12 protein-coding genes are annotated in these 14,921 nt (G+C 67.4%); 8 read left to right on the plus strand and 4 right to left on the minus strand.

Annotated features, from left to right (window positions below):
• Window positions 1–35: 35 nt before the first annotated feature.
• Together U9J33_RS00705 and U9J33_RS00710 are read left to right on the plus strand one after the other, a co-directional pair.
• A complete protein-coding gene (locus U9J33_RS00705) occupies window positions 36–479 on the plus strand; it encodes a hypothetical protein (protein WP_324697206.1) in 444 nt (147 codons plus the stop codon).
• Window positions 480–604: 125 nt separating this feature from the next.
• On the plus strand, window positions 605–2,359 hold the full coding sequence (locus tag U9J33_RS00710) for a cation:proton antiporter (protein ID WP_054442224.1): 1,755 nt from the start codon (window positions 605–607) through the stop codon (window positions 2,357–2,359).
• A gap of 23 nt (window positions 2,360–2,382) precedes the next feature.
• Here U9J33_RS00710 and U9J33_RS00715 read toward each other — a convergent pair whose 3' ends face one another.
• The gene (locus U9J33_RS00715; protein ID WP_054442223.1) at window positions 2,383–2,838 is read right to left on the minus strand and encodes an Lrp/AsnC family transcriptional regulator; all 456 of its coding nucleotides are present in this window, start codon (window positions 2,836–2,838) and stop codon (window positions 2,383–2,385) included.
• 137 nt (window positions 2,839–2,975) lie between these two features.
• Here U9J33_RS00715 and ald point away from each other — a divergent pair, with 137 nt between their 5' ends.
• Entirely contained in the window at window positions 2,976–4,091 is a 1,116-nt protein-coding gene (gene ald, locus U9J33_RS00720; RefSeq protein ID WP_054442291.1) for an alanine dehydrogenase, read from the plus strand.
• Between the two features lie 56 nt (window positions 4,092–4,147).
• Here the strand turns inward: ald and U9J33_RS00725 are convergent, their stop codons facing one another.
• Both U9J33_RS00725 and U9J33_RS00730 read right to left on the minus strand, forming a co-directional pair.
• Window positions 4,148–4,498, minus strand: a complete 351-nt coding sequence (locus U9J33_RS00725; protein ID WP_221937218.1) for an acyl-CoA thioesterase — start codon at window positions 4,496–4,498, stop codon at window positions 4,148–4,150.
• A gap of 50 nt (window positions 4,499–4,548) precedes the next feature.
• Window positions 4,549–6,654 (minus strand): S9 family peptidase, encoded by a 2,106-nt coding sequence (locus U9J33_RS00730; protein ID WP_324697212.1) that lies wholly within the window; start codon window positions 6,652–6,654, stop codon window positions 4,549–4,551.
• A 42-nt stretch (window positions 6,655–6,696) separates the two neighbouring features.
• Between U9J33_RS00730 and U9J33_RS00735 the strand changes: the two genes are divergently transcribed.
• From U9J33_RS00735 to U9J33_RS00755, 5 genes are all read left to right on the plus strand, one after another.
• Window positions 6,697–8,517, plus strand: coding sequence for an aminopeptidase P family protein (locus U9J33_RS00735; RefSeq protein WP_324697214.1), 1,821 nt, complete (start codon window positions 6,697–6,699; stop codon window positions 8,515–8,517).
• A gap of 111 nt (window positions 8,518–8,628) precedes the next feature.
• On the plus strand, window positions 8,629–9,030 hold the full coding sequence (locus U9J33_RS00740; protein ID WP_324697216.1) for a cupin domain-containing protein: 402 nt from the start codon (window positions 8,629–8,631) through the stop codon (window positions 9,028–9,030).
• A 189-nt stretch (window positions 9,031–9,219) separates the two neighbouring features.
• Entirely contained in the window at window positions 9,220–9,978 is a 759-nt protein-coding gene (locus U9J33_RS00745; RefSeq protein ID WP_324697219.1) for an EF-hand domain-containing protein, read from the plus strand.
• A gap of 40 nt (window positions 9,979–10,018) precedes the next feature.
• The gene (locus U9J33_RS00750; protein WP_324697221.1) at window positions 10,019–10,753 is read left to right on the plus strand and encodes a response regulator; all 735 of its coding nucleotides are present in this window, start codon (window positions 10,019–10,021) and stop codon (window positions 10,751–10,753) included.
• A gap of 28 nt (window positions 10,754–10,781) precedes the next feature.
• Window positions 10,782–12,215 carry an ATP-binding protein gene (locus U9J33_RS00755; protein ID WP_324697223.1) on the plus strand — a complete coding sequence of 478 codons (1,434 nt, stop codon included), beginning with the start codon at window positions 10,782–10,784 and terminating at the stop codon, window positions 12,213–12,215.
• A 20-nt stretch (window positions 12,216–12,235) separates the two neighbouring features.
• Here the strand turns inward: U9J33_RS00755 and U9J33_RS00760 are convergent, their stop codons facing one another.
• Window positions 12,236–14,920 carry a M1 family metallopeptidase gene (locus U9J33_RS00760; RefSeq protein ID WP_324697225.1) on the minus strand — a complete coding sequence of 895 codons (2,685 nt, stop codon included), beginning with the start codon at window positions 14,918–14,920 and terminating at the stop codon, window positions 12,236–12,238.
• Window position 14,921 lies beyond the last annotated feature (1 nt).

Consider the following 14,921-nt stretch of genomic DNA (forward strand, 5'->3'; position numbering starts at 1 on the left):
TCGCGATGAATAGGCCGCACCCTCCGCTTCTGGCCGTGCTTCCCGTCCTGGCATCCCTGAGCCTGAGCCTGAGCCTGAGCCTGGGCCTGAGCCTGAGCCTGATCGCGGCGCCGACGCTCGCCGCCGCGACCGCGCAGTGGCAGCGCCTCTTCGTGCCGAATGTGGAGAACATGCTCGGCCGCAGGATCTATGTGGACAAGCTGAGCGTGAAGAGCGGCATGATCGGGCGGCAGTTCCAGCAGATGCAGGTGCTGCTGCGCGCCGGTGGCGGCTATCCGCAAGGCACCATGCTCTACGCCGACCGCGCGGTGGACTGCGCGAACGGGCGGGTGCTGTCCTATCACTGGCGGATCGTCCAGCCGAACGGCGCCGTCCTGCGGGACTGGAGCGACGCCAGCCCGGCGGTTTCCGCGGTACAGTGGGCAGGCGAGGACGGGCTGGTGCTGAAGTACGTCTGTACGGGAATATTGCCCCGCTAGGCGGCGCGGATAAATTCGGCCAAACTTCTCCGGCCCCCCTCCATCGAGGGTTACGCGCTGCGCTGCGAGGTTCTAAGTAACCCCTTCGCGCCCCGCTTTTTCCGCTTCCCGCCCGAAAGGCCCCGATGGAAGATCATACTCAGGCATTCCTGCTGAACGACGGCTTCCTGCTGCTCGGAACGGCGCTTGCCTTCGTCCTGCTGTTCCGCCGCCTCGGCCTTGGCGCCACCCTGGGCTACCTGCTCGCGGGGGCCATTCTCGGGCCCTATGCCTTCGGCCTCGTCGGCGATGCCGAGAACAAGCTGGGGATCGCGGAACTGGGGATCACGCTGCTGCTGTTCATCGTCGGCCTCGAACTGGCGCCGCGGCGGCTGTGGCGGATGCGCAGCGAGATCTTCGGGCTCGGCTTCCTGCAAGTGACCCTGTGCGGCCTCGCGGTTTCGGCGGTGATCTTCTATTCGACCGGGTTCAGCGTCGCCGCATCGCTGGCGCTGGGCCTGCCGCTCGGCCTGTCCTCGACGGCGCAGGTCCTGCCGATGCTCCAGAGCGCCGGACGCCTCAACACCCCGTTCGGCGAGCGTTCCTTCGCGGTCCTGCTGTTCCAGGACCTCTCGATCATCCCGCTCATCACCATCATCGCGGCGATGAACCGCAACCCGCACCTGCCGGAAGGCCCTCCGGGCTGGATCCTGGTGCTGGAGACGCTGGCCGCCATCGCCGGGCTCATCCTGGCCGGGCGCTTCGTGATCCGGCCGCTGTTCCGCCTGATCGGCAACCTGGGCGAGCGCGAGATGTTCGTCTTCGCCGCGCTGTTCACGGTAATCGCCTCGGCCGCGCTGATGCAGTCGCTCGGCCTGTCGACCGCGCTGGGGGCCTTCATCGCCGGGGTCATGCTGGCCGATACCCCCTATCGCCACGAACTGGAAGCGGACGTGGAGCCGTTCCGCTCGATCCTGCTCGGCCTCTTCTTCATGTCGGTGGGCATGATGCTGGACCTTTCGGCCATTGCCGAGCGGCCGATGTTCGTCGCCGCCATGGCGGTGGCGCTGATCGCGGTGAAGGCATCGGTGATCTTCGGCCTCGGCCTGCTGTTCAGGATGAACTGGCGCAGCGCGCTGGCGCTTGGCCTGCTGCTGAGCCAGGGCGGCGAATTCGGCTTCGTGCTCTTCGCCCAGGCCCAGAACGCCTGGCTGATCGAGCCGCAGGCGGCCAGCCTGTTCAGCGCCATCGTCACCCTGTCCATGATCACCACCCCGTTCCTGATGATGGCCACCGCGCGCATCCGCGAAATGCCCGTCAGCAAGGAAACCCGCGAAGGCCCGCGCAAGGACGGTGCCAGCGCGCTGGTCGTCGGCTACGGCCGCTTCGGCCAGACCGTGGCGCAAGTGATGATCGCCGCCGATATCCAGGTGACGCTGATCGACACCGATATCGAGATGATCGACGTGGCCAGCGGCTTCGGCGCGAAAGTCTGGTTCGGCGACGGCACCCGTATCGACCTGCTGCGGCAGGCAGGCGCGGGCCATGCGCAGATGATCGTGTTCTGCATCGACGGCGACCAGCTTTCGGAAAGCTTCCTCCTCAACGTCCACGAGGCTTTCCCGGATGCCCGCATCGTCGCCCGCGTCTACGACCGCCGCGCGATGATCCGCCTGAAGGACGCACCCGTCACCTTCATGGTCCGCGAAGTGATGGAATCGGCCGTGGTCATGGGCCGCGAGGCGCTGGAAGTGCTCGGCCTGTCCCTCGAACAGATCGACATTGCCGAGAATACCTATCGCTCCAGCGACAAGGAGCGCCTGTCGATCCAGTACGAGACCGGCGATCTGCGCGCCGCCCGTGACCGCATCCTCACCCAGGACCTGCGCGACGCTCACTGAAGGCGATCGGCCACCGGCGGCGGTCAGGGCACCGCATAGCCTTCGAAGCGCTTGATCCGCCGCAGCGAGAAGCTGGTCCGCATCGAGGAAACCCCCGGCAGCCGCGCCAGGCAGTCCCGGTGGATGCGGTCGTAATGATCGAGGTCGGCGGCGGCGACGCGCAACTGGTAATCCGCCGCGCCTGACATGAGGTGGCATTCGAGGATATCCTCGAAATCCCCCACCGCGCGTTCGAAGCGCTCCATCGCTTCGCGGGTCTGGCTGGTCAGCGTGATCTCGACGAAGACCTCCACGGCAAGCCCGAGCCGCCTGGCATCCACCCTTGCGGCATATCCCAGGATCAGACCCTGCTCCTCCAGCGCGCGGATACGGCGATGGCAGGCAGACGGCGAGAGATTCACCAGCGCGGCCAGTTCGGCGATCGAGCGCGAGGAGTCTGCCTGCAACGCACCAAGAAGTGCGCGGTCCGCCCGGTCCATGGAAAATTCTCTTGTCGTTTGTTTCAAGAGTGGGAAATATTCCTGTTCTTCTTTCTGACAAGCCCCAATTCGGTGAAACATTGCAGGGTGCCGGGTGTATCTCACGGGCAGGAGAGAATTTTGCCGGAGTGGAAAACATGCGTGTCGGTACCGTCAGGGAAATCAAGAACCACGAATACCGCGTCGGCCTGACGCCGGAGAGCGCCTGCGAACTCGTGGCGCACGGGCACGAAGTCTGGGTGGAAAGCGGCGCGGGTCTCGGCATCGGCGCCAGCGACGCCGATTATACCCGTCAGGGCGCGAAGATCGTGGCATCGGCGAGCGAGGTCTTCGAAGGCTGCGAAATGGTCGTGAAGGTCAAGGAACCGCAAGCGGGCGAACGCGCCATGCTGCGCGAGGGCCAGATCCTCTACACCTACCTCCACCTCGCGCCCGATCCCGAGCAGACCGCCGATCTCGTGAAGTCCGGCGTCACCGCGATCGCTTACGAGACCGTGACCGGCCCCGGCGGCCAGCTTCCGCTGCTCAAGCCGATGAGCCAGGTCGCGGGGCGCATGTCGATCCAGGCCGGCGCCACCGCGCTGGAAAAGGCCCATGGCGGACGCGGCGTGCTGCTGGGCGGCGTTCCCGGCGTGATGCCGGGCAAGGTGGCGGTGATCGGCGGCGGCGTGGTCGGCTTCAATGCCGCGCAGATGGCGGTGGGCCTCGGCGCCGACGTGACCATCCTCGACCGCAGCCCCGACGTGCTCGAACGGCTCGGCATCCACTTCGAGGCGCGCGCCAAGACCCGCTTCTCCAGCACCGCCAACCTTGCCGAGAGCGTGGCCGAGGCCGATCTCGTGATCGGCGCCGTGCTGATCCCCGGCGCCGCCGCGCCCAAGCTGGTAACGCGCGAGATGCTGGGCACCATGAAGGCCGGCGCGGTACTGGTGGATGTCGCCATCGACCAGGGCGGCTGCTTCGAGACGAGCCATGCCACCACCCATGCCGATCCGACTTTCGTGGTGGACGGGGTCGTCCACTATTGCGTCGCCAACATGCCCGGCGCGGTGGCCCGCACCAGCACTTATGCGCTCAACAACGTCACCCTGCCCCATGCGCTGGCGATCGCCAACCTGGGCTGGAAGGCGGCGCTCAAGGCGGACCCCCACCTTGCGAACGGGCTGAACGTCCACGCCGGGAAAGTGACCTTCGAGGCTGTTGCGACTGAGCTGGGCTACGATTACACGCCGGTCGGCGACGTGCTGGGCTGAGTTTGCGCGAAGGACATCGTCACCCTGAATTCGCTTCAGGGTGACGATAGGGATGTTTATCCGGCCCCGTCCCAGAACGGCGCGGCCACTTCCGGCGGCACCCGCATCAGGCGCTGCGAGGCGATCTCGATCATGGCCCAGGTCGTCTTCGCGGAAACGAGCACCCTGCCCGCCGCATTGCGGAAATCCACCCGGCGCACGAACCGCGCGCCGGTCGGGCCTTCGGGGATGAAGGTTTCCCCGGTCACGCTCTCGCCCTCGCGGATATTGCCGCGATAGTCGATCTCGTGCCGGGTCACGACCCAGGCGTATCTCGCCTGATGATCGGGCATGGCCACCGCTTCCCAGTGCGCCGTGGCCATGGCCTCCATCCACCGCACCCAGACCGCATTGTTGACGTGGCCCATGACGTCGATGTCATGGGCCTGCGCCGTGAAGGTCAGGGTGAAGGGCGGCTTCACTCGGTAACGCCGAGCTGCCAGAGGATGAAGGCGAACTCCTCCGCCGTTTCCTTCAGGCTCTCGAACCGGCCGGACTTGCCGCCGTGGCCCGCGCCCATGTTGGTCTTGAGGATCAGCTCGTTATCGTCGGTCTTCAGTTCGCGCAGCTTCGCCACCCACTTGGCGGGTTCCCAGTACGTCACGCGCGGGTCGTTGAGGCCGGCCGTCACCATGAGCGGCGGATAGGCCTGGGCCTTGACCTGATCGTAGGGCGAGTAGCTGCGGATCAGCTCGAAGGCGGCCTTGTCCTCGATGGGATTGCCCCATTCCGGCCATTCGCCCGGCGTCAGCGGCAGGGTATCGTCGAGCATGGTGCTGAGCACGTCCACGAAGGGCACATGCGCCACCACCGCGCCGAACAGTTCAGGATCGGAGTTGACCACCGCGCCCATCAGCTCGCCGCCCGCCGATCCGCCCGAGATCGAGATCCTGCCCGCCTCGGTGAAGCCGCGCGCGATCAGGCCCCTGGCCACATCCACGAAGTCGTTGAAGGTATTGTTCCGCTTCTCCAGCTTGCCCGCCTTGTACCAGGCGCGGCCCAGATCGTCGCCGCCGCGGATATGGGCGATGGCATAAGCGAAGCCGCGATCGACCAGGCTGAGCCGCGTGGTCGAGAAGCCGGGATCGATCGAGATGCCATAGGCGCCGTAGCCGTAGAGGTGCAGCGGCCCCGCGCCCGTCCTGTCGCGGCGGTAGACGATCGAGACCGGGATCGGCGTGCCGTCCCGCGCCGCGATTTCCAGCCGTTCCGTCGCATAGAGCGAGGCATCGTAGCCCGAGGGGATTTCCTGGACCTTGAGCACTTCCATCGTGCGCGCCGCCACGTCGTAATCGATGACCGACGAAGGGCTGACCATCGATTCGTAGGTCAGGCGCAGCACGTCCATGTGCCATTCGGGATTGTTCGAAAGGCCTGCCGAATAGCTGGCTTCCGGGAAGGTGATCGGCTCCACGCGGGCGGGATCGTCGTAGTAGCGGACCTCGATCTGGTCGAGCCCGGCGCCGTGTCCCACCAGCTTGCGGCCTTCGGTCACGTAGAAGTCGCGGAACAGGTCGGCGCCGGTGAGGTAGAACGCGTCGGTACCCTCGATCAGCGTGGTCCATTCGCCGGGATTCTCCAGCGGCGCGGTGGCGAAGCGGAAGTTCTCGTGGGTGTCGTTGGTGTGGATGTAGAGCACGCCGTCGCGCTCATCGACATCGTATTCCACGCCCTTCTGGCGCGGCTTCACCAGAATCTGCTCGCCCAGCGGATCGCTGGCGAGGACCATGCGGCATTCGCTGGTCTCATGGTCGCTGGTGCCGATCAGCAGCCACTTCTCGTTCGACGAGAGCGACGACCCGACGCGGAAGCCCTCGTCGTTCTCGTGATAGAGTTCGACGTCGTTTTCCAGCGGCTGGCCCAGCCAGTGCAGGCGGGCATTGTCGGTGCGCCACTGCTCGTTGGCGAGCGAATAGACCAGGCCCTTGTCGCCCGCGACCCAGACGAGACCGGACAGCGTGCCGGGAATCTCGTCCGCCAGGAGTTCGCCGGTCGCCAGCACCTTGACGTGGACGGTGAAGCGCTCGGAGCCGTTGTCGTCCACCGAATAGGCAAGCAGCTTGCCGTCGTTGCTGGTCGAGATCGCGCCGAGGTTGAAATACTCCTTGCCCTCGGCCAGCGCCACTTCGTCGAGGATCAGTTCGTCGGCGCTGCCGTCATCGGTCGCGCCGACGGGGCGGCGCCACCACTTCTTGTATTCGGCGCCTTCCTCGAATTCGATCCAGTAGAGCCAGTCGCCGTCCTTCTGCGGCACCGACTTGTCGGCTTCCTTGATGCGCGCGCGCATTTCCTTGAACAGCGCGTCGATCTTGCCCTGACGATCCGCCATGCGCGACTCGAACCAGCGGTTTTCCGCTTCGAGGTGCTCCAGAACGGCCTTGTCGGTAACTTCGGGATAACCGGCGTCGCGCAGCCAGGCGTAGTCGTCTTCGACGGCAAGGCCATGGTGAGTGAAGGAATGCGGCTTCTTCGCCGCCTGTGGAGGACCGGAAAGGGTCTGGGTGGAATCTGCCATGACCTCCATCTATGATCGCACCATGACCCCCGCAAGCCGGATACCTTTTCCATGTTGATGAATACCCATGAAGCGCGCCTCGATGCCCTGCGCGGCGAACTGAAATCGCGCGGCCTCGATGGCTTCGTGATTCCGATCTCGGATGAGCACATGAGCGAATATGTCGGCGCCTATGCGCAGCGCCTTGCCTGGCTCACCGGCTTCGGCGGCTCGGCCGGCAGCGCCGTGGTGCTGACCGATCCCGCGCTGTCGCCCGCCGCCGCCATGTTCGTGGACGGTCGCTACACCCTTCAGGTGCGCGATCAGGTGGACGGCCGGTTCTACGCCTATGAAAGCGTGCCGCAGACCAGCCCCGCGCGCTGGCTGGGGCAATATGCCCCCAAGGGCGCCAGGATCGGCTACGACGCCTGGCTGCACGGATCGAAGTGGGTGGAAGCGGCGCAGGCCGCGCTCGCCGCTGTGGGCGGCACCCTCGTCGCGGTGGACGGCAACCCGATCGACGCGGTGTGGGAAGACCAGCCCGCACCCTCACCTGCCCCCGCGCTCGTCCATGACGATGGGCTCGCCGGCGAATCGAGCAAGGCCAAGCGCGCCGCCGTCTCCGAATGGCTGACCGCGCGAGGCCTCGACGCCACCGTGATCTCGGCGCTGGATTCGATTGCCTGGCTGCTCAACCTGCGCGGCACCGACGTGGAGCGGACCCCGGTGGCGCTGTCCTACGTCGTCGCCCATGCCGACGGCACCGCCGATCTCTACATCGCCGACGAGAAGGTGACGCCGCAGCTTCGCCAGCACCTTGGCAATGCCGTGCGCATCCAGCCGCGCGGCGCTTTCGTTTCCGGCCTCGGCACCCTGGCCGGCAAGCGTGTCGCGGTCGATCCCGACAATGCCGTGGCCGCCGTGTTCGAGACCCTGCGCGCCGCGGGCGCCACGATCGTCGAGGAACGCGATCCCACGATCCTGCCCAAGGCCGTGAAGAACCCGGTCGAACGGCAGGGCCACCGGCAGGCGCAGGCGATCGACGGCGTGGCCGTCACCCGCTTCCTGCACTGGCTGTCGGTCGAAGGCCCCAGGGGCGAAGTGACCGAGATGAGCGCGTCCGACCGCCTCCACGCCTTCCGCCGCGAATGCGGCGACTTGCGCGATCTCTCGTTCGACACGATTTCGGGCGCGGGCCCGAACGCGGCCAGCCCGCACTACCGCGTCTCCGAGGAATCGAGCCTGACCCTGCTTCCCGAAAGCGTCTATCTCGTCGATTCAGGCGGACAGTACCCTTACGGCACCACCGACATCACCCGCACCGTATGGATCGGCACCGGCGAACCCCTCGCCGAAGTGAAGGACCGCTTCACCCGCGTGCTCAAGGGCACCATCGCCATCGACGGCGCCGTGTTCCCCAAGGGCACCAACGGCGGCCAGCTCGATGCGCTTGCCCGCCAGTTCCTGTGGCAGGTCGGTCTCGACTACGCCCACGGCACCGGCCACGGCGTGGGCAGCTTCCTTTCCGTCCATGAAGGCCCGCAGCGCATCGGCAAGCCGGCCGGCGGACAGGCCGGCACGTCGCAGGAACTGCTCGCGGGAATGATCCTCAGCGACGAGCCGGGCTACTACAAGGCGGGCGAGTACGGCATCCGCATCGAGAACCTGATCCTCGTCGAACCGCGCCGGTTCGCCGGTTCGGACGGCGAATACTTCGGCTTCGAAACGCTGACGCTGGTGCCGATCGACCGCCGCATGGTGGACACCTCCCTGCTCTCGGCGGACGAGACGGCCTGGTGGAACGCCTATCACGCCAGGGTGCTCGACGTGATCGGCCCGCAGCTTGACGGCGAAGTGAAGGTCTGGCTCGAAGAGCAGTGCCTGCCGCTCTGATATCGCCGCATCGATACGGAGCCGTTGCGGTGCGGCTGCTTCCGATATTGTGAGCCTTGCGGCTCAGGCGTAGCATCCTCCCGGCAACAGGATTGCCGGGAGGATCTGCCCATGACGGAACCCGTACACGATCTCAGGACCCATCCGGTCCACCTCGGCCTCGGCGCGGCAGCCCGTGCCCAGCCCGCCTTCACCGGCATGGAATGGTACGCCGCCTATTCCGAACGCACCGCGCCGGACGGTGCCGAGGGCCGGCTCGTCTCGATGTACGATTTCGCCGAAAGCTGGGACAGCTGGGAAATGCACCCGGCGGGCGACGAACTCGTGGTCTGCCTCGCCGGCGCCATGACCCTGCATCAGGAACTGGCGGACGGCAGCGCCCGCAGCGTGACCATCGGCCCCGGCGAATATGCGATAAACCCGCCCGGCGCCTGGCACACCGCCGATGTCGACGGACCGGCCACCGCCCTGTTCATTACCGCCGGTGCAGGAACGCAGCATCGCCCGCGATGAGTTTGCCGGAAGGCTTGCCTCGCGCTGAATGGAGTGCCAAGCCTGTGACAATTGGCGACAATAAACCCGCAAGACGGCACAACTGCGCGACAAGCGGCGATTAGACCGGGCATCAGAAAGCCGCGGGGCGTTCCTTCCCCCTCCCTTCCCCGCCCCACGGCTTTCGCCAGTTTTTCGAGAAAGAGAGCCATGAGCATGAATCGCTTCCGCACGATCACCATCGGCATCTCCGCCGCAGCCCTGGCGATTGGCGGAATGGCCGGCGCCCAGAATGCGACGACCAGGCCGGCGGCCCCTTCGGCGACATCGCCGGCAGCCCCCGAGCGTGACCGTATCGAAACCCGCGCCGAGGCACAGGCCCGCGCGGAGGCGATGTTCGCCCGGCTCGACGTGAACAAGGACGGCAAGCTCGACCGCGCCGACCGCGAGGCCCGCCGCCAGCAGAGGCGCGAGGGCATGTTCGACCGGCTCGACACCAACCGGGACGGCTCGATCTCCAAAGCCGAGTTCATGGCCGATCGCGGCCCGGACGGCGATCGCGGTCCCCGCCCCGGCGGCGATCGCCCCGATGGCGCAGGGCCGGGCGACATGCCCCCGCCGCCTCCCGGTGGCCCCGACATGAATGGCCCCGACATGAATGGCCCCGGCAAGGATGGCCGCCCCGAACGCCATGGCCGCCACGGCGGTCCGCGCGGCGGGATGAAGGGGCCGATGATGGGCCTGGGCAAGGCCGATGCCGATGGCGACCGCGCCGTCACCCGCGCCGAATTCGTCACCGCCGCGCTCCAGCGCTTCGATGCGGTGGACACCGACAAGGACGGCAAGATCACCCCCGAGGAACGCCGCGCCGCGCGTGACAGGATGCGCAGCGAGTGGCAGGCCCGCAAGAACGACCGCCGGGACGCACGCGGCGCGCCTGACGCTCCGCCGCCGCCCGCGAAGAAGTAAATCGAAGCCCGCCCGAGCGACCGGCCGGAAAAGGAATGGAATGAACGACATCTCGCCCGCCCGCGTCCTGCTGGTCGACGACGAAGCTGCACTCCGCGAGCCCCTGGCCGACTATCTGTCGCGCCAGGGGTTTGCCGTCACGCCGGCCACCAGCGCCGCCGAAGCCCGGAGCAAGCTGCAGGGCGAGAAGCCCGACCTCGTCCTGCTCGATATCATGATGCCCGGCGAGGACGGCCTCTCGCTGTGCCGCCACCTCGTGGAAGCGCAGGACATTCCGGTGATCTTCCTCACCGCCCGCGGCGAGGCGACCGACCGGATCGTTGGCCTTGAGATCGGCGCGGACGACTATGTGGTGAAACCGTTCGAACCGCGCGAGCTGGTGGCCCGCATCCGCTCGGTGCTGCGCCGCGCCGCCCGCGTACCCGCGCAGGCACCGGAGAACGAGGCCTTCGCCTTCGAGGGCTGGCTGCTGGACCCGCTCAAGCGCCGCCTGTCCGATGCCGAGGGCGCGACCGTGCCGATCTCCTCGGTCGAGTTCCGCCTGCTCATGGCCTTCCTCGAACACCCCCGCCAGGTGCTGAACCGCGACCGCCTGCTGGACATGGTGCAGGGCCGCGAGGCGCACCTGTTCGACCGCGCGGTGGATAACCAGGTCAGCCGCCTGCGCCGCAAGATCGAAGTCGATTCGCGCAATCCGCAACTGATCCAGACGGTCTGGGGCGGCGGCTACATGCTCGCTACCGACGTGCAGCGCGTACCGCTCGAAGCGGACTGATCGGATCGCCCCCATGTCGAGCCTGAAGATGCCTCGTCCCCACAGCCTGATGGGCCAGATGCTGCTTGCCATCGCGGTCGCGCTGATGCTCGTGCAGGGCCTCGGCGCGTTCTTCGTCTACCGCGCCCAGCGCGAAGGGTACGAGGCGAGCATGCTCAACGCCTCCGCCTTCAGGCTGGTCATGGAAACGCGCGGCCCCCGTGCGCTATCGCGCCGCCATGACGGCGGCCCGCGCGTGCAACTTTCCGGCCCGCCGCCCAAGGGCTACCACCTCGAATACAGCACGCGCTCGCCCGTCGCCCCCGGCGAGACCCGCGACGAGGAGGCCGAGGCCGGCATAGCCCGCATCCTTGCCGACCAGGAATTCCCGATCCGCGAGATCGTCGTCGTCCACCGCGATGTCGGGCGTGACCGCGTGGCCCGCCGGAACGCGCTGGAACGCGCGGCGGGCTACGGCCTCTCGCGCGAGGAAACGCAGGGCCTGATGCGCGCCAACCTGCTGGTGGTGGGCGTGCGCACCGATGACAGCGGCAACTGGATCATCTCCCGCGTGCGCGCGCCGCGGGCCGAGAACGTGCTGATCACGCCGATCCTGATCCAGACGATCATCATCTACGTGGTCATCATGGGCGCCGTGGCGCTGATCCTGCGCCGCATCACCCGCCCGCTGGCCGCCCTTACCCGCCGCCTCGAACGCTTCGCCGCCACGCAGGACGTCGACGGCCAGCTTGCCCCTTCCGGCCCTGAGGACATGCAGCGCCTGATCGTGGCGCACAACGCCATGGAATCGCGCATCGCCGCCCTGCTGGACGAGAAGAACGTCATGCTCGGCGCCATCGGCCACGATCTCAAGACCCCGCTCGCCGCGCTGCGCGTACGCATCGAATCCGTCACCGACGATGTGGAACGCGGCCGCATGGCCACCACCATCGAGGACATCGTCCATACCCTGGACGATATCCTGTCCCTCGCCCGCGTCGGCCGCCCGAGCGACCCGCTGGAACGCACCGAACTTTCGGCGCTGATGTTCTCGGTGATCGAGGAATACGAGGACATGGGCGAGCCGGTGGACGTGGGCGATACCGAACGCGTCGCGCTCGAACTGCGCCCGACCTGGATCCGGCGCGCCCTGCGCAACCTGATCGGCAATGCCCTGCGCTACGGCGAGCGCGCACGCGTCTCGCTCTCGCGCGAGGACGGGCGCGATGGAACGACGCGGGCGGTGATCCTCATCGAGGACGATGGGCCGGGCATACCCGACGATTCCATCGACGCGATGATGAACCCCTTCACCCGCGGCGACCCTTCGCGCAACAGCGCCACCGGCGGCGCCGGCCTCGGCCTTGCCCTCGCCCGCGCGATCGCGGACCAGCACGGCGGCGCGCTCAAGCTGTCGAACCGGGTCTCGGCAAACGGCACGATCGAGGGGCTGACAGCGCGGCTGGAACTCCCGGTCGGTTAGGAGAAGCCCCTGCCTGCCGGTTACTTCATCCTCGCGAAACCGGCGTCGATCTGCTCGCCCAGCATGTCGTCCAGCAAGCCGCAGTTGCGCACCCGCTCGATCGCACGGTCCAGTTCGAGAGCGCCGGGCGTTCCGGCGAGGCGCAGCCTGAAATCGCGGGCGATGCGCTCGGCGCGGGCGACCGAGCAGAACCGGCCGAGCATTTGCGGCAGCCGGGTGGCGAAGAACTGGCCGTCGCCGCTGTCCAGCATCCCGTCGAGATGGGCGAGAGCCCAGTCGTAGCCCATCTCGCGCGTGGCGCTGCGCGCCATTACCCCATCGAGCAGGTCGCGCTTCTCGCTTTCGCGCAGGCGCGGATCGTCAAGCGCGAGAAGCCAGGCGGCCAGCTTGGGATCGCTGGTGCGCGAGGCGGCGGCAAGCGCGGCGGGGCGAAACACCGGGTCTTCGGAAGACAGCGCACGGTCCACCAGATCGCGAGCGGCCTGATTGTCGCGCTTGTAGAGATAGAGATCCAGCGCATGGTCCAGCCAGGCCGGATCGAGCGCGGTCCTGTCTCCCGCGAGATAGGCGGCCATGGCATTGGAAAGCTGGTCGCGCAGGCTGCCGCCGCGCCCGGTGTTGAGCAGGGCGGATACCACCTGGACCCGCCGCTGGGTGCGCGCCGAAGCCTCGCGCGCATAGATGCCGTAGCGGGGATCGAAGCCCAGCTCCTTGAGCAGCGGAGCGTAAAGATGTTCGCGCAGCAGGCCGAAACTGCGGCGCGCCTGCGGGCTGACGAAGCCCTGCATCATGTAGCGGGCCAGCGCCTTGTCCGGTGCGTCGGCGGCGTGCGGATCCTGGTGGTGGATGAGCTTGCGGGCGAGCTGCGCCATTTCGCCGACATTGCCGCGCCCCGCGCGGATGGAGGCGTCCAGCGAATCGACCAGCGCCAGCGCCTCGCCGCCGGGAAGACCGTCTGCCGAAGCGATGAGTTCGTTCCAGTGCCGGGCCGTCAGTTCGAAACGGTAATAGCCGCTGCCGCCGGCATTGGGGAACACCGGGCCTTCGCCGGGAACCGTGAAGATCTGGCTTCGCTGGTCCATGATCGTGCAGGTGCGCTGAAGGCCGCGGCGGAAGCACAGCGGAATGGTCCAGCGGGCATCGGGCGTCGCCACCCCGGCGGTCGTGTAGCGAAGCTGGGTCACGGCCAGCCGGTCGCCGGTCTGGCGCATGGCGAGGAGCGGCACGCCCTGCTGCTCCACGAAACTGCGCAGCGCCGGCACCAGCCGGGGATCGCCCGCCACTTCGGCAAGGGCGGCGAAAAAGTCCGCGCTGGTGGCGGTGCCTTGCCGGTGCGCGGCGATGTATCGGCGCACACCCTGCCGGAAGCGATCCTCGCCCAGCCAATCGGCAATCATGCCGACGACGTGGCCGCCTTTGCCATAAGTGATGGAATCGAATGCCGAATCGATCTGGTCGCTGGTCTCGATCGACTGGCGGATCGGGCGGCCCGCCAATAGCCCGTCGATATCCATCGCCTGATAGCCGGTGCCCAGCGCGTCGCCCGCGATCCCGAGATCGGGCCGCCAGCGATCGCCCACCCGGTAACCGATCCAATTGGCGAAACTCTCGTTCAGCCAGAGATCGTCCCACCAGTCCGGCGTGACGAGATCGCCGAACCACTGGTGGCCCAGTTCATGGGCCACGATCATGCCGAACTGGCGCTGCTGCTCCACCGGCGCGTTTTCGTCCATGACGAGGATATCGTCGCGGTAGAGGTCGGCGCCGGGGTTCTCCATGGCGCCGGGCAGGATCGGGCTGGTCACCTGGTCGAGCTTGGGGAAGGGAAAACGCTCCCCGAAATAGTCCTCCAGCAGGGTGACGATGCGCTTGCTCCCCTCCATCGCGAAAGCAAGGTTTCCGGCATTCTGGCGCGTGGAGACGATCCGCAGCGGCAGCGGCTCGCTCCGTTCCGGCGTAGGGGGCACTTCGCCGGACAGGATCGCGAAAGGCCCGACCATCACCGCAACAAGGTAAGTCGGCAGCGGCGGCCCCGGAGCGAAGCGGTGAACCGCCAGCCCGTTCTCGAGCGCGGGAGTGCCGGTCTCCGGCCCGTTGCTGATCGCGGCGAGGCCGGGCGGCGTGCGCAGCGTGATCGCGAAAGGCGTCTTGAATCCCGGCTGGTCGAAACCGGGAAAGGCGGCGCGGGCATCGATGGACTGGAACTGGCTCCAGGCATACCAGGCGCCCTCCACTTCCACGCGGAACAGACCGGCCGGTCCCTGTCCGAAGGCTGCGGTGTAATCGAAGGCCAGGGTCAGCGGACCTGCGGGAAGGTCTTCGTCGAAGCGCACCTCGGCAAGACCCTCTGCATCGAGTTGCCTCCAGTGGCCGACAAGGGTCCGCCCGGCAAAATGGGCCTCGACCCGGGTCATGCCGAGCTCCCGGCCGTGCAGGTATAGTCTAGGTGTCTTTCTGGTCAGGTTCAGGTCGATCTCTGTCCGACCGGAAAATCGCGGCTTCGACGGGTCCACGGTGAGGTCCAGCCGATAGGCCAGCGGCCTTGCCGAATCGTCCAGTCGGCCGAACGGAAGGTCGGGTTTCTGCGCCTCCACCACGATTGCGGCAGCCGGCTCGGCCATGGTGCCACCCGTCTCCTGCGCCGCGGCGGCACCCGGCACAGCAAGCAGCGCCGCGAACGGGATCGAGCCCCGGAATATCCCCATC

It is taken from the genome of Novosphingobium sp. RL4 (genome assembly GCF_035658495.1).
Classification (GTDB): Bacteria; Pseudomonadota; Alphaproteobacteria; order Sphingomonadales; family Sphingomonadaceae; genus Novosphingobium.

Coding starts and splice junctions, on each gene's coding strand:
- U9J33_RS00710 (WP_054442224.1), top strand. CDS start 605: ATGGAAGATCATACTCAGGCATTCCTGCTGAACGACGGCTTCCTGCTG.
- U9J33_RS00715 (WP_054442223.1), bottom strand. CDS start 2,838: ATGGACCGGGCGGACCGCGCACTTCTTGGTGCGTTGCAGGCAGACTCC.
- ald (WP_054442291.1), top strand. CDS start 2,976: ATGCGTGTCGGTACCGTCAGGGAAATCAAGAACCACGAATACCGCGTC.
- U9J33_RS00725 (WP_221937218.1), bottom strand. CDS start 4,498: ATGGGCCACGTCAACAATGCGGTCTGGGTGCGGTGGATGGAGGCCATG.
- U9J33_RS00730 (WP_324697212.1), bottom strand. CDS start 6,654: ATGGAGGTCATGGCAGATTCCACCCAGACCCTTTCCGGTCCTCCACAG.
- U9J33_RS00735 (WP_324697214.1), top strand. CDS start 6,697: ATGTTGATGAATACCCATGAAGCGCGCCTCGATGCCCTGCGCGGCGAA.
- U9J33_RS00740 (WP_324697216.1), top strand. CDS start 8,629: ATGACGGAACCCGTACACGATCTCAGGACCCATCCGGTCCACCTCGGC.
- U9J33_RS00745 (WP_324697219.1), top strand. CDS start 9,220: ATGAGCATGAATCGCTTCCGCACGATCACCATCGGCATCTCCGCCGCA.
- U9J33_RS00750 (WP_324697221.1), top strand. CDS start 10,019: ATGAACGACATCTCGCCCGCCCGCGTCCTGCTGGTCGACGACGAAGCT.
- U9J33_RS00755 (WP_324697223.1), top strand. CDS start 10,782: ATGCCTCGTCCCCACAGCCTGATGGGCCAGATGCTGCTTGCCATCGCG.
- U9J33_RS00760 (WP_324697225.1), bottom strand. CDS start 14,920: ATGGGGATATTCCGGGGCTCGATCCCGTTCGCGGCGCTGCTTGCTGTG.